This is a genomic window from Ruegeria sp. HKCCA4008 (genome assembly GCF_013033125.1).
Taxonomy (GTDB): Bacteria; Pseudomonadota; Alphaproteobacteria; order Rhodobacterales; family Rhodobacteraceae; genus Ruegeria.
Genome location: NZ_WQDM01000011.1, coordinates 76,597 through 95,921, shown reverse-complemented (window position 1 = coordinate 95,921; position 19,325 = coordinate 76,597). Strand labels below are relative to the sequence as shown.

The 19,325-nt window shown below is 59.0% G+C and carries 15 protein-coding genes; 11 read left to right on the top strand and 4 right to left on the bottom strand.

Translation table 11 applies throughout. The annotated features are described in order from the left end of the window. The first annotated feature begins 470 nt into the window (after window positions 1-470). The 6 genes from rfbF (at window position 471) to GOW60_RS19005 (ending at window position 6,987) form a co-directional block, all read left to right on the top strand. Window positions 471-1,244: a glucose-1-phosphate cytidylyltransferase gene (gene rfbF / locus GOW60_RS19030; RefSeq protein WP_171230518.1), complete on the top strand. Its 774-nt coding sequence runs from the start codon at window positions 471-473 to the stop codon at window positions 1,242-1,244. Then, the gene (rfbG, locus tag GOW60_RS19025) at window positions 1,226-2,320 is read left to right on the top strand and encodes a CDP-glucose 4,6-dehydratase (protein WP_371813393.1); all 1,095 of its coding nucleotides are present in this window, start codon (window positions 1,226-1,228) and stop codon (window positions 2,318-2,320) included. Before rfbF ends, rfbG begins: the two co-directional genes overlap by 19 nt. Further along, window positions 2,317-3,558: a class I SAM-dependent methyltransferase gene (locus GOW60_RS19020; protein ID WP_171230517.1), complete on the top strand. Its 1,242-nt coding sequence runs from the start codon at window positions 2,317-2,319 to the stop codon at window positions 3,556-3,558. Before rfbG ends, GOW60_RS19020 begins: the two co-directional genes overlap by 4 nt. After that, window positions 3,558-4,436, top strand: coding sequence for an NAD(P)-dependent oxidoreductase (locus GOW60_RS19015; RefSeq protein ID WP_171230516.1), 879 nt, complete (start codon window positions 3,558-3,560; stop codon window positions 4,434-4,436). The genes GOW60_RS19020 and GOW60_RS19015 overlap by 1 nt, the downstream gene beginning before the upstream one ends. A gap of 32 nt (window positions 4,437-4,468) precedes the next feature. After that, complete coding sequence (locus GOW60_RS19010) at window positions 4,469-4,834, top strand: GtrA family protein (protein ID WP_171136193.1); 366 nt, start codon at window positions 4,469-4,471, stop codon at window positions 4,832-4,834. A 116-nt stretch (window positions 4,835-4,950) separates the two neighbouring features. After that, window positions 4,951-6,987 carry a B12-binding domain-containing radical SAM protein gene (locus GOW60_RS19005; RefSeq protein WP_171230515.1) on the top strand — a complete coding sequence of 679 codons (2,037 nt, stop codon included), beginning with the start codon at window positions 4,951-4,953 and terminating at the stop codon, window positions 6,985-6,987. A gap of 24 nt (window positions 6,988-7,011) precedes the next feature. Here the strand turns inward: GOW60_RS19005 and GOW60_RS19000 are convergent, their stop codons facing one another. Beyond that, window positions 7,012-9,060, bottom strand: coding sequence for a glycosyltransferase family 39 protein (locus GOW60_RS19000; protein ID WP_171230514.1), 2,049 nt, complete (start codon window positions 9,058-9,060; stop codon window positions 7,012-7,014). After that, window positions 9,057-10,040, bottom strand: coding sequence for a glycosyltransferase family 2 protein (locus GOW60_RS18995; protein WP_171230513.1), 984 nt, complete (start codon window positions 10,038-10,040; stop codon window positions 9,057-9,059). The genes GOW60_RS19000 and GOW60_RS18995 overlap by 4 nt, the downstream gene beginning before the upstream one ends. A gap of 242 nt (window positions 10,041-10,282) precedes the next feature. Here GOW60_RS18995 and GOW60_RS18990 point away from each other — a divergent pair, with 242 nt between their 5' ends. Continuing rightward, a complete protein-coding gene (locus tag GOW60_RS18990) occupies window positions 10,283-11,788 on the top strand; it encodes a PepSY domain-containing protein (RefSeq protein WP_171230512.1) in 1,506 nt (501 codons plus the stop codon). Continuing rightward, on the top strand, window positions 11,782-12,966 hold the full coding sequence (locus GOW60_RS18985) for a glycosyltransferase family 4 protein (RefSeq protein WP_171230511.1): 1,185 nt from the start codon (window positions 11,782-11,784) through the stop codon (window positions 12,964-12,966). Before GOW60_RS18990 ends, GOW60_RS18985 begins: the two co-directional genes overlap by 7 nt. 7 nt (window positions 12,967-12,973) lie before the next feature. Here GOW60_RS18985 and GOW60_RS18980 read toward each other — a convergent pair whose 3' ends face one another. Further along, complete coding sequence (locus tag GOW60_RS18980; RefSeq protein WP_171230510.1) at window positions 12,974-14,221, bottom strand: glycosyltransferase; 1,248 nt, start codon at window positions 14,219-14,221, stop codon at window positions 12,974-12,976. Window positions 14,222-14,242: 21 nt separating this feature from the next. Next, window positions 14,243-15,679: a lipopolysaccharide biosynthesis protein gene (locus tag GOW60_RS18975; protein WP_171230509.1), complete on the bottom strand. Its 1,437-nt coding sequence runs from the start codon at window positions 15,677-15,679 to the stop codon at window positions 14,243-14,245. Window positions 15,680-15,986: 307 nt separating this feature from the next. On the opposite strand from GOW60_RS18975, the gene GOW60_RS18970 reads away from it, so the two are divergent. The 3 genes from GOW60_RS18970 to GOW60_RS18960 are packed head-to-tail and all read left to right on the top strand — an operon-like array spanning window position 15,987 to window position 19,325. Next, window positions 15,987-16,913, top strand: coding sequence for a glycosyltransferase family 2 protein (locus GOW60_RS18970; RefSeq protein WP_171230508.1), 927 nt, complete (start codon window positions 15,987-15,989; stop codon window positions 16,911-16,913). A gap of 13 nt (window positions 16,914-16,926) precedes the next feature. Then, on the top strand, window positions 16,927-17,889 hold the full coding sequence (locus GOW60_RS18965; RefSeq protein WP_171230507.1) for a lysylphosphatidylglycerol synthase transmembrane domain-containing protein: 963 nt from the start codon (window positions 16,927-16,929) through the stop codon (window positions 17,887-17,889). After that, window positions 17,886-19,325 carry an FAD-dependent oxidoreductase gene (locus GOW60_RS18960; RefSeq protein WP_171230506.1) on the top strand — a complete coding sequence of 480 codons (1,440 nt, stop codon included), beginning with the start codon at window positions 17,886-17,888 and terminating at the stop codon, window positions 19,323-19,325. Before GOW60_RS18965 ends, GOW60_RS18960 begins: the two co-directional genes overlap by 4 nt.

The window sequence follows — 19,325 nt, the reverse complement described above, 5'->3', positions numbered from 1 at the left end:
CTGTGCCCAAAGCCGGTTTGGGCTTTGCGAAACCGACGGTCTTTCACACCGCCTGAAACAGCACGCGTTTTCCACAATACCCTGAAACATAACGATGATTGCTGACTGGCACAGCCAGCCGAAACTCCCCGCCCGGAAGCGAAACATAGATTGGATCCATACACCTCTTGCACGGTGCCTGACCCGGACCATGACCGCTTTTTTCAGGCTGCGTCTGTGATGTCCTTCACTGTATCGGCGAACCGAAAGGGCGCATCAACAATGCTGTGACTTTTCTCGCATTGTGTATGGTTGAGCGCCAGAGCAACAGGAAATTCAGCGCCTCACGACTCGTGGCCTTGTGAATCTTGACAGGGTGGCAGCACTGCCGTCCTAATGCGTGCAAATGTTTGCAAAAGACCAGATACCCAGATCCGGGTTAAGATGAGTGTATTGGTAGCCAGTCTCGTTGTTAACGAGGGAGCAATTTTATGAAATGCGTTATTCTGGCCGGTGGCTTAGGCACGCGGCTCAGCGAAGAAACCGTCAAGATACCAAAACCCATGGTCGAGATCGGTGGTAGACCGATCATCTGGCATATCATGAAAATCTACGCGGCCCATGGCGTCACTGATTTCATCGTCTGCCTGGGGTACAAAGGTTATGTCATCAAGGAATTCTTCGCGAATTTCTTTCTGCACAACTCGGACGTTACGATCGACCTGGCCAATGGCAGTCTTGAAATTGCAAACAGCAAGTCAGAACCGTGGCGCGTGACATTGATCGACACCGGAGACAACAGCCAGACTGGTGGGCGACTTCGCCGGGTCATGCATCTGCTCAAGGATGAAGAGGCGTTCTGCCTGACCTATGGCGACGGTGTTGGTGATATCGACATTCGGGCCGGGATCGATTTTCACCGGGCGCATGGCAAGCTCGCAACCGTCACGGCAGTTCCTCCGCCCCGCCGCTTCGGCCAGCTCGAGCTGCAGAGCAATCAGGTCCTGAATTTCTCTGAAAAACCCGTCGGGGATGGTGGGCTGATCAATGGCGGGTTTTTCGTGCTGTCCCCCAAAGTGGGCGATTACATTGACGGCGACGATACCGCCTGGGAACGCAGCCCCCTGATGAACCTGACGCGCGATGGCGAGCTGATGGCCTTTGAACATAAAGGCTTCTGGCAGCCCATGGACACTATTCGCGAACGCCAGGAACTGGAAGAACACTGGGCCACAGGCAATGCGCCGTGGAAAGTCTGGGAATGAGTGCGAGCGCGTTTTCCGGACGCAGGGTGCTTGTAACCGGGCATACCGGCTTCAAAGGCGCCTGGCTGGCTGCCTGGCTGGCCGAGGCTGGTGCAGAAGTCACCGGATACGCCCTTGCCCCCGAAACGAAACCCAATCTCTGGGCGTTGCTGGATCAGAACAAAATAAGATCGGTCACCAGTGACCTGAATGATCGCGCGGCGCTGGACCAGATCATCGCGGAAACCGACCCTGAATTTGTCTTTCATCTGGCGGCGCAATCCCTGGTCCGGCGCTCCTATCGCACTCCGGTTGAGACCTTCGCCACCAATGTTCTGGGCACGGTTCAGCTTTTGGACGCACTGCGTGCAGCCCCGAGCCTGCGCGCGGTGGTGGTGGCAACTTCGGACAAGGCCTACGAGAATGTCGAACAGGTCTGGGGCTATCGCGAAACCGACCCGATGGGCGGGCATGATCCGTATTCCGCATCGAAGGGTGCGACCGAAATAGCGGTCGCAGCAATGCGGCGCAGCTATTATTCACCGGATGCTGCCGATCCACATCCGGCCCGGATTGCCAGCGCACGCGCGGGCAATGTCATTGGCGGTGGCGACTGGGCCGAAGACCGTTTGGTTCCCGATATCGTGCGCGGCTGTCTGAGCGATGAAGGACGCGTCATATTACGCTATCCCGGCGCAATCCGCCCCTGGCAACATGTTTTGGAACCTCTCAGGGGGTACATGATGCTGGCCCAGAAGCTCGAACAGGACGCCGCCTTCGCAGCGGGCTGGAATTTTGGCCCCGAACGTGACGATGAACGCCCGGTTCTGGATGTGGCCCAGGCGGTCATCAAGGCGCTTGGGCAGGGCTGGATCGATATCGACACCCCGGCGGATACGCCGCATGAGGCCAAGATGCTCCGGCTGGATGTATCACAGGCGCGTGCACTGCTTGGCTGGCGCCCGGTCCTGAGCTTTGACGATACCGTCAGGCTGACGGCAAGCTGGTATGCGGGCTGGGCCCGTGGCACCCCGGCAACCGAGCTGTGCCACGCCCAGATTGCCGAATTCGAAACATTAAGTATGAGACAGGTATGACCGGCACGACCCATCCCACCTGCCGCCATTGCGGCGCGGATCTTGAGATGACGCTTGTCGATCTCGGACTGTCCCCTCTGGCCAATTCCTATGTCGACCCCGCGAAAGCGGACAAACCGGACCCGGTCTATCCATTGCACGCCCGCGTCTGCACCGAATGCTGGTTGGTTCAGGTGGATGATGTCGTACCGGCGGAAGAGATTTTTTCGACCGATTACGCCTATTTCTCCAGCTTCTCGGACAGCTGGCTGGCCCATTGCCGGGATTACGTGGAAAAAATGGTCAATCGGTTCGATCTCGGGCCGGATGATCTGGTGATCGAGATCGCCTCGAATGACGGGTATCTGCTGCAGTATTTCGTTGAAAAAGGCATCCCGGTTCTGGGGATCGAGCCATCAGGCAATGTGGCGGCGGCGGCACAGGAAAGGGGTGTGCGCACGCTGGTCGATTACTTCGGCGAGGCGCTGGCCCAGAAGGTTGTTGCGGCTGAGAAACCCCCGGCCTTGATCGCCTCTGCTAATGTTCTGGCGCATGTGCCCGACATCAACGATTTCGTCGCCGGGATCGCCACTTTGTTGAAAGGGGATGCGGTCTATACGGTCGAATTTCCGCACCTTCTGAACCTGATCAAAAGCGTCCAGTTCGACACGATCTATCACGAACATTACTCCTATCTGTCGCTGCTGGCGGTCGAGGCAATCTTTGCCAAGGCGGGCCTGCGTGTGTTTGACGTTGAAGAGCTGCCGACCCATGGCGGATCGCTGCGGGTGTTCGCCTGTCTTGAAGGGGCCAGCCACCTCGAAGGGCTTGGTGTGGCCAAGGTGCGCGCGGATGAAGCCGCGGCGCAGTTCGACAAGCCTGAGGGCTATATGCATTTCACCACGCAGGTCGAAGCGCTGCGCGACGGGCTGCTTGCTTTTCTGCGCGAAGCAAATGCCAGGGGGGACACCATTGCCGCCTATGGTGCCGCCGCCAAGGGCAACACACTGTTGAATTATGCCGGGATCGGCCCCGATCTGATCACTTATTGTGTTGATCGCAACCCGGCCAAGCAGAACACGCTGCTGCCCGGCAGCCATATCCCGGTGCACGAGGTCGAGGCGCTGCGCGAGACGCCGCCGGATTACGTGCTGATCCTGCCCTGGAACATCCGGGACGAGGTCACAGATCAACTGTCCGACCTGAAGGCGCAGGGCACCCGGTTCGTGACCGCCGTGCCGGAGGTCAGGATCAGCTGATGGCACGGGTTCTGCTGACCGGCGCAACCGGATTGATCGGACGCGCGACAGCCCTGGCTCTGACACAGGCGGGCCATGAGGTGGTGACGCTGGGCCGCAATCCGACCAGCGACATCACCTGCGATCTGCTGGATCCCGGTGCCACCACAACAGCCCTTGAAGCGGCCCGCGCCAGCCATCTGGTTCATCTGGCCTGGCATGACGGTCCACGCGACCGATGGATTTCTGCGGCCAATCTGGACTGGATGGCCGCCACGCTGCATCTGGTGCAGGAGTTCGCACGCACAGGCGGCCAACGCGCGGTCTGCGCCGGAAGCTGCGCCGAATACGACTGGTCGATACCGAACCTCACCGAAACCAGCCCCCTGCGCCCTCGCACCTTGTATGGTGCAGCCAAGGCCGGAACCGGTCTGGCACTGTGTGCAGGACAGGTTTCGCTTGGCCTGTCCCTGGCCTGGGCGCGCATCTTTTTTGTCTATGGCCCGAATGAGCCGCCGGGTCGACTGTTTGGCGATCTGATTTCAAACCTCCGGGCGGGTCAGCCGGTCGATTGTACCGATGGACGGCAGGAACGGGATTTTCTGCATGTCGACGATCTGGCGCTCGCGGTGTCACGATTGCTGGAAACCGATGTGACCGGCCCGGTCAATGTCGCCAGCGGCACCGCAATCCAGGTTCGGAAACTCATTGAAGAGGTTGCAAACCAGATGCACCGACCCGATCTGATCCGTTTAGGAGCCATCGCCCGTGCAGCAGATGATCCGGCCCGGTTGGCGGCAGACGTGAGCCGATTGCAGGACATGACCGGTTTTTTGCCACAATATGACATTACTTCCGGAGTCGCCCGCTGCCTTTTGACGAAAGAGGAGGTTGTATGAAATCTTCGCCTTTTCTACGCAAGCAATCCTTCATGCTTTTTGCGCTGGTCGGTATTGTGAATACGGCCTTTGGATACGTGGTTTTTTCTATTCTGAGTCTGTCGGGACTGCCGGCACAGGCGGCTCTTGCGATCTCATTCGTCATCGGCGTGTTATGGAACTTCATGACCCACGCCCGGATTGTTTTCGACACCAAAGGGTTCAAAAAACTACCGTTTTATCTGCTGGCATACGTCATAGTTTACGTTTTCAACGCCTTTTCGCTGGAAGCCCTCCTGAGCACGGGACTGCATCCGATCGTTGCACAGGGCCTGCTGGTTCTACCCGCTGCCGTACTGGCATTCATCCTTGTTTCCCGGGCGCTGACCGACCGCTTTCCGTGGCAGCCAGAGGTCTGATATAATGCGTCAAAACCACAGACAAAAACACTTTCACCCCCGAACCGGTCCATCTGATACAGTAGGATATGGACTGTTAAATGTATTTGGTACCAGTGCTGGAAGGATAATCGTCAATGCGTCTTTATCTTGCTGATCTTGGACATAACCTTGTTACCGCGACGTCGGACACTTACCCCCTGGGTGTCGGAAATCTTGCGACCTTTGCCCAGGCCTATGCAAAGAGCCCGACACCGATCGAGGTCGCGATCTTCCGTGATCCTCAAGAACTCAAAACAGCCATCGACACGGCCGCACCGGATGTAATCGGCTTTTCCAGCTATTCCTGGAACCATCATCTGGCCCTGTCCTTTGCCGACTATGCCAAGGCAGTGAACCCAGACAGCCTGACCCTGATGGGCGGTCCCAACTTTCCCCTAACCGAAGACGAGCAGGACAGCTGGATCCGGACCATGCCGCAGATCGACATGCATGTGCGTGGCCCCACTTATGAAGGTGAGCGCGCTTTTCTGAGCACGCTGCAACGGTTCATCGATGTCGGCGGCCAACGCGAAGGCATGTGGGAAGAAGCCGTCGATGGCGCGCTTTATGTCCATCCTCAAAGCGGTGAAATCCTGCGCGGAGGCGAACCGCCCCGCATCCGTGATCTGGACGAAATTCCATCGCCCTATCTTGCCGGGCTGATGGACAAGTTTTTTGACACCGGCCTGTTTGCACTGATGCAGCTGGCACGCGGCTGTCCGTTTACCTGTGCCTTCTGCAACTCGGCGGTCAAATCGAATTCAAAAGTCTTCCGCCATTCGTTCGAACGCACCAAGGCCGATCTGGATTACATTGTGGCTCGTATCAACCATGCCAGCCCGCTTTGTTTTGCTGACGACAATTTCGGCATGTATGTGCAGGATGAAGAGGTGGCCGACTACCTGGGGCATCTAATGGACCGGTATGACTGGCCCAAATACATCCGGACAACCACGGGCAAAAACCGCGGCGACCGGATTATCAAGGTGATGCGCAAGGCCAAGGGCCGTTTGCCGATGACCTCGTCGGTTCAATCTTTGAATCCGGAAGTTCTGAAGAACATCAAACGCGACAATATCAGCCTGGACACCTATGCCGAGGTACAGCAGGAGCTGCATTCAAAGGGCATGCAGTCCTATGGTGAACTGATCCTGTGTATGCCCGGTGAAACCAAGGAATCCTTTATGGATGCGGTGGACAAGCTGATCGAAACCGGTGTCAGCCGGGTGGCCGCACATCAGCTGATGCTGCTGCATGGCGCGCCGCTGGCCAATCCCGACAGCCGCGAAAAATTCGGGTTCAAGACCCTGCACCGGGTCGTCGCCCGATGCCTTGGCAAATATACCGGCCCAACCGTGGTCGAGACCGAAGAAATGGTGGTCCAATCCGAGAATTTCTCATTCCAGGATTATCTGGACACCCGCGTTTTCCATCTGCTGCTGACGATCTTCTATTACGAAGACAATTTCGAAGAAGCCTTCCGGCTGGCGCGGTCTCTGGGCATCCGGCCATTTCAGATCATCGAACATATGCAAAAGATCTTGGATCAGGCTCCGGAACCGTTCCGCAATGCGGTGGCCGGTTATCTGGAAGAGAACCAGCAGGAGCTGTTTGAAACCCGCGCCGAATGCGTGGCCTGGGCTCGGGAAAACTATGACGATCTGATCGACGGAGAGCTTGGAGGCAATCTGCTCAGCAAATACTCGATGATTGGCCGGTTCATTGTGCTGGACGAAGCGCTTGTCTTCCTAAAGCGGGCCATCTCGGATCTGCTGGACGAGAACGATACCGAAGCACATGCGATGCTTGATACGATCATCAACTATTACGGTGCCGTAATGCTGCATGTGCCCTTCTCTCAGAGCCTGGAGAACGAGCCGGTCTGGAGTTCATCCTTTGATGTCGAAGCCTGGCGGAACTCGGGGTATGAGGGCGCTCTGACCGATCATCAGTTCGACGCGCCGCGCAATTTCCAGACACAGGTCGACCCGCGCATAAAAACGACTCTGCTGTCCCGGATCGACACCTTTGGTGAACATGCTTCGGGGCTAGGGCGCTTTACGCGGACGATGTTTGCCAATGATTTCAGGCGTAATTTCGTGTCAGGCGAAAACCAGCATGCCGCAGAATAATCCGCGTCCGGGAAAGCCAGACCGTCACTCTGTGTCAGTGAGGTAAACAACCTCACGTCCGGGAAAAGCTGCGATGATGGCGATGTTCTGCTCGGGACCCATATCGCGCAGGAAAATCGGCTTGTCCGGCGGCAGGAAGGGATCGTTGAGGTAAAGTGCAGATCCGATGTCTCCTTCTGTTGAGACAAAGACCAACGCATTGCCAAGATCGGTCGCCTCGACCTGTCGCCGAATGTCGCCGGTATATCCGCCATACCCGTCATATTTCGAAACACCACGCCAGGATGTGAAACTGACAACAGAAACGGCACAGAGCAGCAGGACAACACAGTACAGGCGGCCGCGATGCTGTTCAGGCAGCCGGTCATGGATTGCCTCGATTCCAGCGGCGGATAAAACCAAGGCAGGCAGCAATGCCGTATGCCAATAGCGCGGGCCAAGATAGAAGGTCCCCGTAAACCAATAGAAGAACAGAACCGCCACGAGGGCCGCAAAGACCACCAGCATCGCCCGGTCAAAACCGGTTAGTTTTTTGCCCCAGACAAAAACGATCCAGATCGGAACCAAAGACCCGAAAGTCCAACCCAAAAGCTCGAGGTTGAGTGACGCAATCGCGTTGATCAGATTCAACACGGCCTCAGCCGGGCTGTGACCGACCCAGATATCCAGCGCGCCCCAGCTTTGGACGGGCGGGCCTACATTCTCGCCAAATCCGAATGCGTTTTGCGTATCCGGCCACAGGCGACTGAGATAGTCGGCCTGCGCCGTCAAAAACGGATCACCCGTGATGGCGGAGTTGAACAGAAAAATGGCACCCCCGGACAGGATGCCTCCAACGCCGCAGGCAAGCACCTGACCGACCCCACCAGGCAACCGGCGCATCAGCCACAAGCCCGTCAAGCCGCCTACAATCAATCCGTCCAGTGGGCGGGTGACAAACCCCCACCCCAAGGCCAATCCAGCAACAAATGCCAGCAACACCGCCCGGCGGGCGGGCGCTTCTCCGGCCCGGAGCAAGCACCACCAGGCCAGCAAGATTGTCACCAGCATAAGCGCGTGGTTCATCAGTGTGGCTCCAACAGCCAACACCCAGGGCGAGGTCGCCATCAGCAACGCAACCATATCCGCGCGCTCGCGGCTGACAGCGCGACGTACAATGTCATGCGCCAGCCAGACCGCGACCCCGGTCAGGATCGGATTGATGACCCAGGGCTCTCCGATCAGCACGCCAAGGCTCAGAACAACAGCCCAACCCTGGGCGGGTACGCCAAGCCATTTGTCGCCTCTGACATCGAGCAGGTAATATTCCAGCGCCGGTTGCGCCAGCTCGGGCGGAGCCGGACTCCAGAATGTACCCGCCGCGAATGTGCGCGCTTGAAACAGATAGGCAAGCTCATCCTCGACATGAGGCACCCGATCGAACGCGGCCCAGGCGAGTACAGCACTGGCCAAAGTCGCAAATAGTACCAGACCACCCACCGGAATACGCGGCATGTGGTCGGGCCCGGCTATGGTAAACATGGCAACGATCGTGACCATCTGGATCAGCGACAAAGCACCGCCAACACCGACCTGCAAGCCATAGGCCACGTGATAGCCATAGGCGACGTAAGGGGTAGCCGGCAGGCTGAAAATCGCGACCAGACCCATCAGAATGAACAAACGCACGAAACCTGCTTCGGATACGAGCCCCCTGGCAGCGGTCCGACCGGTGGGGCGCAGCAGAACGAGCCCGGTCAGCACAGCCTGCGCTGCCAATATGGCCAGCATGATCAGGTTCTCAGGCGGGTCAGCCGAAATCTCCAGCCGTGGAAACCAAAGGGGTTGGGTCAGCCACAACCGAGCCGAACCACCTAACAGGATAGCCGCCGCCAGCAGGCCAAACAGACCTTTCCCGTTGCGCCAGAATACACCAGCCAAGCCAATCGCCGCGATGACCATAATGGCAAACCACAGACGCAGTTCGGCCAGCGTCGCGTTCGAGGTCGGAGCATCTGCGGCCAACGCGGGACCGCACCCCAATACAAAAAGGCCAATGAGCCCCCACAGAAGCTGACCTGAACGGATGCTCATGCCATATGTTCTTCTTTGACCAGCGCAGGATCCCGTGCGGGACCATCAATATTGATACGTTCCTGCTCGGTGACGATCGGTCCGCCGCGCACCTGATTGTGGATCGAGGTAATGTATTCCCCAAGCATACCGATGAACAACATCTGGATACCCGACAGGAAGAACAGCGCCACGATAATGGTCGTTGTCCCCCGCGGGGCCTGCTCGGGGTTAAGGAAATACAAAACGGTGGCAATAAGGGAAAACAGGATACAGCCAATGGCAATGACCAGACCGCTGAGCGTACAGAACCGCATGGGCGCGCGCGTGAAAGCAAAAATCGCATTCAACGCCTGATCTGTCAGAGCCATCAGATTATGCTTGGACAACCCTCGTGCCCGAGCCCGCCAGACATAAGGTACAATTACCCGGCGGAACCCACAGCTTGCTATGATGCCACGGATATACGGGTAATGGTCCCGATGCGACAACACCGCCTTGAGCACTTTACGATCGATCAACTGGAACTCTCCGACGGATGGTTCCATCGTCACATCCGACAACCGGTTGACGATCGTGTAGAAGATGCCACGCGCCACACGCATCACGATCCCCTCTTCGCGGGTGGTGCGGGCACCAGCCACCACATCGTAGCCGCTTTCCCATAACTGCACGAATTCCGGGATCATGTCCGGCGGGTCCTGAAGATCTACCGGCAGGATGACGACCACGGCATCCCCTTCGGCATAACGCAACCCGTTGAAGGCAGATCGGAACACTCCAAAGTTGCGCGCGTTTACGACAACTTTCACATTCTGATCTCTTTCGGCGATCTCTCGCAGGATCTCGACAGTCCGGTCGGAGGATGCGTTATCGACAAAGATATGCTCGCACCTGTAACCCGGCAGCTTTTCCTCAAAAATCGCTTTTACAGTTTCATAGCAATTCGCCACATTGTCTTCTTCGTTGAAACATGGCGATACAATGGAAATTGTTTTCATATCTTCATTTAACATCAATCGGCACCGCTTACCCCACCAATACTCGGGTATACTCATACCATCCCGCAAAGACCGGGATTCGCACAACACTTAACCCATAGGAATGGTGTGAAATAATGCGCGCGCGGCGCCACAGAGACAGACGAAATCATTTTTTCATGGAAACAATATCCTAAAGCCATTGTTTCCGTTAACTCTACTTCAGCCAACATTTCGTTCAATTGTAAGCAAGTAAGGCGCAGATGAACCGTAAGCTACGAAACTCACTTTTCAAACTTCACACCTGGCTGGGGCTGCATCTTTCGCTCTTTTTTGCGTTCATGTTCCTGACCGGCACGTTACTTGTTGCAGGGTTCGAACTTGAATCAATCGGCCGTCCGGCCATCTGGACCACGATCGACAAGGAAGAGCGCACCGCGAGTTTTGGCACGATCTACGATGGCATCAAAGAGACCCACCCCGAAAGTAGTATCTATCTGATGTTCAAACGCCCGACCCCTTGGTTTGCGGATCGCACCTTCAGCCGCACCGGATGGGGGGAAAGTGTCAGTTTCTGGACAAATCCAGTAACCGGTGATGTCGTCGGGGCGACACGACCCAATGGGTTTCGCGACATTCTGCGAGACCTGCACGATACCTTTCTGACCGAGAAACGGGTCGTGTTCATGCTGGTCAGCGCTACATCCGTGATCCTGCTGTTTCAGATCGTCAGCGGACTCATCATCTACCGGCGTTTCTGGAAAGGGTTTTTTCGCTGGCCCAGCCGCGCGGGCGGGTTGCGCGCATGGGCGGGCAGCACACACCGGCTGACGGCTCTCTGGTCAATGCCGCTTCTGATTGTGACTGCGGTTACCAGTTTCTATTTCCTACTGGGCAGCTTGGGGTTTGAGGGCACCTATCCGCAGCCCAAACCGCCTGTTCCGCGTGAAACCGTTCTGCCTGTCAATTTCGGTTCAGATCTAATCGACCAGGCCGAGGCCCGCGCCCGTGACGCCCTGCCCGGGTTCGACCCCTTCATCATGACCCTGCCCGACAAAAAAGCTGGCGCTTTCGACTTCAGCGGGCATGTCGCAGGACATTCGGGTTTTTTCGGGTCGGGCAGTGTGTCGATCGATCCGGTGACACTCGAAATTCTAGGCGCTTACACACCGAATGAGATCGGCGGGCTGGCCTATTGGAAGCCTTTGATGGATATGCTGCATTTCGGCCTCTGGGCTGGAGCATTTTCAATGGTGCTGTGGATCATCCTTGGCCTGTTTACGACTGGCCTTGCCCTCACTGGTGCTTTGATTTTTGCAGGCCGGCTTGCCCCCGAGGCCGCGCATCTCGGCCCGGTCAAACGGATCTGGCGTGGCATGGGGTGGACCCGGTGGGCGTATTTGCTCCTCGTGATGGGCATCATAGCAGTCGCTGTTCTCCGCTTCGGCCCCGGATCCAATACCAAAACCAGTGCGCTTGCAGTCGATGCTCCACCCTCGGTGGTCTGGATGTTCATGCACGCACCCCTCAGGCGTGATACCCCCCTGGATGTCGAATTGCGGATCAGCGAGCCCGATGTCGAAACTGTATCCATCGAAATCAATGGGAAAGAGGCGCAATCCCTCGAGGTCGTGCAAACAGGCGAGACGGCCATAGCGTCTTTTCAGTTGCTGCCCTCAGACACGGAAAACACCATCGTTGCCCATCTGCAAAAACCGGATGCAGACACAAGAACCGCCACATTCCGCCTGGGGCAGCCCATATGGTAAGCGAAGCCTCTCCGCCTTTGATCAGCAGGGATACGCAACCCGCCGGGTTATGTATCCTGCAAACCTGTTCGTTCTTTTCCTTCGGCGGCGGCATTCAACGTCATATCAATGACCTCAGCACCTCGCTGACGGCACATGGACACAGGGTAATCAAAGCAGGAGCACCCGGCAAAACCAGTGCCCCGGAGGATGGCAGCCTGTTTTTACCCTTGCAGTTCGACCGTGTCAGCGATCACACCGCCAACGGACAGCTTGATCTTGTCACCCGGCTTTATTGGCTGGCCCGTTCCGCCCGGACCCTGCGCAAGGCGCTCAAGGCCCATGAGGTCGATATCATCCATGCCCATGAAACAGCCCCGCTTCTGACGGCCCGTCTGGCCAGTCTGGGGATGGGGATTCCTATTGTGATGACCTATCACGGGTCTTCCCCGGGGCGGCTTGACAGTGTCGCGCGTGCCTGCCGGAAACAAGCGGACCTTACGATCTGCCCCAGTGAAACGGTCATGCAATCCCTGTTGGAACGCCAGGTTGGTCAAGACAAGGCACGGGTGATGCTTTTGGGTGTCCGGCCCAACCCGCCAGCCGACCCCTCCGCCGCCGCCGCACTGCGAAGGGACCTGCTGGGTGAAGACGGAACACATCTGGTGCTGTCGCTGTCCCGACTGGATCACCAGAAGGGCCTCGATGCAATGATCGAGGTGGCCCGGCGTGTGCGGCAGGATCTGCCCGGTCTGCGGATCGTTGTCGGGGGCGAAGGCGTGTTGCGCGGTCAGGTCGAAGCCTGGGCCGAAGAGGCCGGAGTTTCCGACATCATCCGCTTCCCCGGTGTGATCTCGGATGTCGCCACCTACCTCGCAGCCTCTGATCTTTATATGCTGACGTCCCGGTGGGAGGCGCTGCCGATTTCAATTGTCGAGGCGTTTCGCGCCGGGCTACCGGTGATTGCCACCGATTGCGGCGGGGTGCGTGAATTGGTGGACAGCGATGTCGGACGCCTGTGTGCGGTCGATGATCTTGACGCACTGTCTCAGGCGCTGCGCGATCTTTGCACAGACCGTACAGAATATGACCGGCTGAGCGCCAATGCCACGGCGCGCGGCGCAGAAGACAGGTTTTCGCCAGCCCATGTCCATAGCGGGTTTGAAAAGCTGTATCGGCAACTGGCCGGGCAGGGATAACCCCCGGTTAGTCCGTCGCGCCGTTCTCAAAAGCACCAGCTTCCAAGGCATGGGCCAGATCGGCCCGGCCTGCACGATGCGCTGCCTGCGCAAAAGCCGCACCGAACCGGCCCAGCACCTGATCTTCGCGCCAGAGTGTCTCAAACCCCTGCCGCGCCGCTGCGGCCATCTGATCCCGCGCGGCACCTCCGTCCTGAAAGCGGCGCATCGCCGCGATCAGGTCATCCTCGGTTTCGAACAGCTCTCCGCCGCCCGCCCGTTCGACGATCTCGGGGAACGGGCCCAGACGCCGGGCGATCACCGGTGTGCCCAGCCGGAAGCTTTCGATCAGGATGATGCCGAAAGTCTCATAACAGACCGACGGTACAATCAGGCCCAGTGCGCCACGATAGTAAGCGTTCAACTCGTCAGGCGTCTTGCGGCCAAGGAACTTGATCCGGTCGTTGCCTGCGGCCTGTGCCTTCAGTTCATCCGCATAATCGCCATCGCCGAGGATCAGAAGATCGGCATCCGGGTAGCGATCAAAGGCGGGGAAGACATCCTGCAACCCTTTGATCTTTTCCAGCCGCCCGACAAACAAGAAATAGGGGCGTTCATGTGCCGCCGGTTCCGGCAAAGCGCTCTGATCCAGATCGGGCAGGAAATAGGGCAGCACATGCATGTCCTGCCGCAGATCGAACTCGCGATGTTTGGCGCGGCTGAATTCGCTTTTGGCGATGATCAGATCCATGTGATCCAGCGCCCGATCCAGCGCACCGGTATAGCGCCACAGCTGCGGCGGACGTTTGTGCTGCAACACGCAGCGCAGGCACTGGCGCTCATCACACAGCTCGCGCCCATGCCGCCACAGAACATGGGTTGGACAGACCAACCAGTGTTCATGCGCCTCATAGACTTTCAGCCCCTCGCCCATCGGCAACAGGCCCGGCCCGCCGATCAGGGATGTGTTGTTGTGCCAGATGATATCCGGCTTCCGCTCGGCCAGTATCTCGCGGATGCGGGCAGCATGGACAACCGGGCGGCCAAGCTGCTGGGTCAGCAGGTTCGACATCATGCCGCTGCGGCTGCGCAGCCCGATCCGCCGCACCCCGTCAGGGGTGCCTTCGGGCTGCGGTTTGCCGCCCAGGATCAGATAGCTGTCTTCGTCATGCACCACCGTCACGTCGTGCCCGCGCGCCACAAGCGCGCGGGCCATGCGCTGAATGCCGATGGCGTCACCGCCAAAGGAATAGGGGGGATAAAATGTGGTGAACATCAAAATGCGTAACGATTTCATCTATCTCTCAATTCCTTGAGTGTCAGCCGCAGGCAGGTGCCCGCCTTGCGGCCCAAGCATCGAAACCAGCAGGCGCAGCCTGTCCCGCTGGAACAGAAAAGCCAGCAAACCATAGGCCAGAACACCCGTCACCGTGCCGGCAAGCAAAAGCAAAGCCGGGGACAGGCCGTCCAGTTGCCACATGACCCCCTGCACTGCCGCCACCATCCCCCCTGACAGCAGAAGCGGCGCAAGATGCTGCCGCATCAAAGCCGGGCCGGACAGCCCGGCAATATGCCCCAGATTGGCAAATTTGAGCGGCCAGACCAGCAGAAAGACAGCCACAAAACCGGCTGTGACGACCGGCAACCCATACGGGGCCAGCACCACGATCACCCCCGCCGCCAGCGCCACCTCGACCCAAGACAGAACCGCCAGGCGACCGGGCTGACCGGCCGCCAGACAAAAGGTCTGCTGCACCTTTTCGGCACACAGATACATGCCAAACACCGACATCAGGCTCAGGACCGGAGCCGCCGGAGCCCATTTCTGACCGAACAGCAGCACCAGCGCCGGTTCCGACAGAACCGCCAGCCCGGCAAAGGCCGGAAAGGCCAGAAACCCGGTCAGGCGCATGACGTCGATCAGCAAATCCGTCGCCGGACCACCATCGCGCGCCGCCGCACCAAAGGCAGGCTGCGCCACGGTGCGCAGCGGTGTGATAATCAGGAACGAGGCGGTCTCGATCACGCGCCAGGCGATTGCGTAATACCCCGCCGGAACCGGCCCCAGCATCGCGCCGATGATCACCGCAGGCGATTGCACCGCAGCCAGTTCGGCCGCGCGCAGGCCCAGAATCCGGTGACTGAAATGCAAGACCCTGCGCATGTGATCCCGCGACGCATGGAATGCCGGGCGCCAGGAGACCGCCCCCCAGGCCATCACGATATTGGTGGCCGTCATCGCCAGCCGCTGACCGACCAGGCTCCAGACCCCGTATCCCGCCAGCGCCATGCCTATGCCCACGACCCCTCCGACCGCCGCACCAAGCGCTGCACGGATGGCCAGAACACGGAACCGCATTTCCCGGCGCAGGATCGCAACCGGCACCGCCGTCAGTGAAATCATCAGCACCGTTGGGGACAATCCGATCAACAATTCACGCGCAACCGGCTCATTGTAGAAATACGAGACCGGCCCCGCCCCCAGATACAGCGCAACCGTCAACACGCCTCCCAGCAGCGCCAACAGCCAGAAAACCGAGTTCAACCGCTCTGGTGACAGCGCCTCATGGGTCAGCAGAATGTCGGAAATCGTTTCGCGCACCAGGAATTCGGAAAACAGCACAAAGGCTGCAACCATCGCCAGAAGACCAAAGGCCTCGACCCCTAAAATACGGGCAAGAATGGCAAAAATGATGAAGTTGAACGCCTGCTCGACCCAGATACCAGCCGACATCCAGGCAACTCCGCTGCTGAAACTCTGCCGCCCTGACATCCGTTTCCTTCCTGCCGCCCAAACCCCGCCAAGTGCCGATGGACACATGGCTCAAACACTCACACCTGTTGCGCACAGTATGCGCAATTACAAACTTGACGCCTTAACGGTCGAATTTGGTCAAATTTATTGTCTATGTTCAGTCTGTACGTGTTCGAATACTATACGCAATACAGGGAATTATGCCCGTCGCGTTCCGTGCGCCGCGCAAATCCTGCAGCGGGGGCTGGGGCAGGGATTATTGAGTGAATAAAAGGTTTTCATTTTCATGAACAAAGTCGCAGAGCCGATGGAGACGAACAGCACCACACCCGAAGAGCTGATCGCATCGGAAACCGCCGGCATGAGCCTGAGCGTGGTCATTCCCGCCTATAACGAGGAAAACGCCGTCCGCCACACGGTCGAGGACGTGCGCACCCATCTCGAACCGCTGGGCATTCCCTACGAGATCATCGTGGTGGACGATGCCAGCCAGGACAACACCCGCGCCGAGGCCGAGGCCAGCGGCGCCACCGTCACCTTCAACGATGTCAATTCCGGCTATGGCGCCAGCCTCAAGCGCGGGGTGCGGATGGCGCAGCATGAATATGTGGCCATTCTGGATGCCGACAGCACCTATCCCGCGCGCTATCTGCCCGGAATGCTGGCCATGTGCCGCGATCAGGACATGGTCGTGGGCGACCGGGGCGCGGCGATGAAGAACGTGCCGCTGCTGCGCAGACCGGCCAAGAAATTCCTGTTCGCCTTTGCGTCGTTCCTGGCCGAGCGCAAGATCAACGATCTGAACTCGGGCCTGCGCGTGTTCCGCAAATCCGAGCTGATCCCGTTCCTGCCGCTCTTGCCGCAGAATTTTTCCTTCACCACCACGATCACGCTGTGCATGACGTCGAACGGCAAGCGGATGATCTATACGCCGATCGAATACGGCAAGCGGGTGGGCAAATCGAAGATCCGGCCGATCGATTTCCTGAACTTCATCATCCTGATCCTGCGCATCAGCACGCTGTTCAACCCGCTGCGAGTGTTCATCCCACTGGGTCTGGCGTTCTTCACATTGGGCACAGTGAAGTTCATCGTCGATATCTTCTACTGGAACCTCAGCGAAACGGCAGTGTTCTCCTTTCTGGCGGCGATCATGATCTGGTCTCTGGGGCTGATCGCCGACATGATCTCGCGGCTGCATCTCAGACCCTGACGGGAGCGGCAGAATGCTCTCCGATCCAAATCAACGACGCTGGCTGATCCGGGTTGCCGGATCGGTTCTGGTGTTGGCGATCCTGTTCTGGATATTGCCCGCCGAGGCGATCGTGGCAGCGCTGAAGTCGATCCCGATCTGGGTGTTCCTCTGCGTGCTCGTCCTGTTCCTGCTGGCCCATGTGGGCGCGGCGCTGAAATGGTGGTTGCTGCTGGGCCGTGGGTTTCCGGCCCTTCTGGCCATCCGGGCGCATTTTGCGGGTCTGGCCGCGAACCTGTGCCTGCCCGGTGCAATTGGCGGCGATACCGTGCGCGCAGGTCTGGCGCAGGCTGCGATGAAAGACGGCGCGCGGGTTGTTGCGGGCGCAACCGTGGATCGGCTGATCGACATGGTGGCCCTGCTGACACTCTCTTGTCTGGGGCTGGTCCTGACATGGGAAAGCGCTTCGGGCGGGCATATGATCTGGCCGGTGACGCTGATCCTGCTGGCAGCGCTGGCAGGCATGGTCGCACTGCCGCGCCTGCTGCCTCTGCCCTGGCGCTATATCCCGTCCCTGCCCGGTAAAGGCTTTGCCCATCGTCTGGCCGAGGCGCTGGCCGGGATGGGCCGCAAACCCGGCACGCTGGCCGTGGCCTTCATCGCCTCGGTCGCAATCCAGCTGTTGCTGGTCCTGCTGGCCTGGTGGCTGGCCATCGCGGCGGGCGTCGATGTGGCTGCGGGGCCGTGGATATTTGCCTGGCCGCTGGCCAAGATCATTGCCGTGCTGCCGGTATCCCTGAACGGTCTTGGCCTGCGTGAGGCGACATTGGCCGGGTTTCTGGCCCCCTTCGGCGCCAGCGCGCCTGCGGTCGTGGCCGCCGGTCTGGTCTGGCAGGTTGTGTTGTTTACAGCGGGCGGGTTTGGCGCGCTGGTTCTGACCCTGTCCGGGATGCGGTTCAGCGCCCCGGCAAATTCCCAAAAGGAAGAGTGCAAGTGACGGATGTTTCCCGACCCAATGGCGACGACAAGCCCGAGATCATCATACTGGGTGCCGGACCGGCCGGCCTTGCCGCGGCCCATGCCCTGACCGGTCAGGCGAAAGTGACGGTGATCGAACGCGCACCCATCGCGGGCGGGAACTCGGCCTCGTTCTCGGTCGAGGGCGTGATCTGCGACTATGGCTCACACCGGTTTCATCCGGCGGCAGAGCCCGAGGTTCTGGCCGATGTGAAATCCCTTCTGGGGGACGATCTGCTGCTGCGACCCCGCCATGGGCGTATCCGGTTGGGCGGCAAATGGATTCACTTTCCGCTGAAACTAACCGATGCGCTGATGCGTCTGCCCAAGCCTTTTGCCGCGTCGCTGATCGGGGACATGGTGCTGAAACCTTTCCGCAAGAAAAACACGGGCCCCGAGACATTCTCGACCGTGCTCTATGACGGGCTGGGGCCGACGATTTCGGACAATTTCTATTTCCCTTACGTGCGCAAGCTGTGGGGGCTGGACCCGGACAAGCTGGCCGTGAAACTGGCCGAGCGCAGGGTCGGCAGCGGCTCGGTCGGCAAGATCCTGATGAAGATGCTGCGCCTGCTGCCGGGGCTGCGCAGTGAAACCGCGGGTCGGTTCTTTTATCCGCGCAAGGGGTTCGGGCAGATCTCGGACGCGATGCGCAACAGTGCCGAGGCCAATGGCGCCACCTTCCTGTTCAACACCGAAATCACCGCCATCGAACGGGACGGCAATCGCATCACCGGGTTGACGATCCGCGACGAAGAGGGCGAGCGGCACTTGACCGGCGATCTGATCCTGTCGACCATCCCGCTGACCGGGCTGACGCGCCTGATCGGCGACCCTCCGGTAGAGGTGGTCGAGGCGGCCCGCGCCATCCGCTTCCGCGGCATGATCCTGCTGTATCTGGTGCTGGAGACCGACCAGTTCACCGAGTTCGATGCCCATTACTTCCCGGAACTGTCGATCCCGATCAGCCGCATGTCGGAGCCCAAGAACTATAACGCCAGTGGCGCGCCAAAGGGCGTCACCGTTCTGTGCGCCGAGTTGCCCTGCGACCCGGATGAAAAATGGTGGTCCATGTCCGACGAGGAACTGGGGCAGGAATTCACCAAATGGCTGGGTCAGTTGGGCCTGCCCGTCACCGTGCCGGTGCGCCGCTGCGAAACCCGGCGGCTGAGCCATGCCTATCCGGTCTACGATGTGGGCTATGAAGAGCGGTTCGATACGGTTGATCAGTGGCTCTCAGATCTGGACGGATTGCTCGTATTTGGACGGCAGGGCCTGTTCGCCCACGACAACACGCACCACGCATTTGCCATGGCCTATGGCGCGGCGGATTGCATCGACGACAAGGGCAATGTCGACCGCGCGAAATGGAACAAATACCGCGAGGTCTTTGCCACCCACGTGGTGGAAGACTGA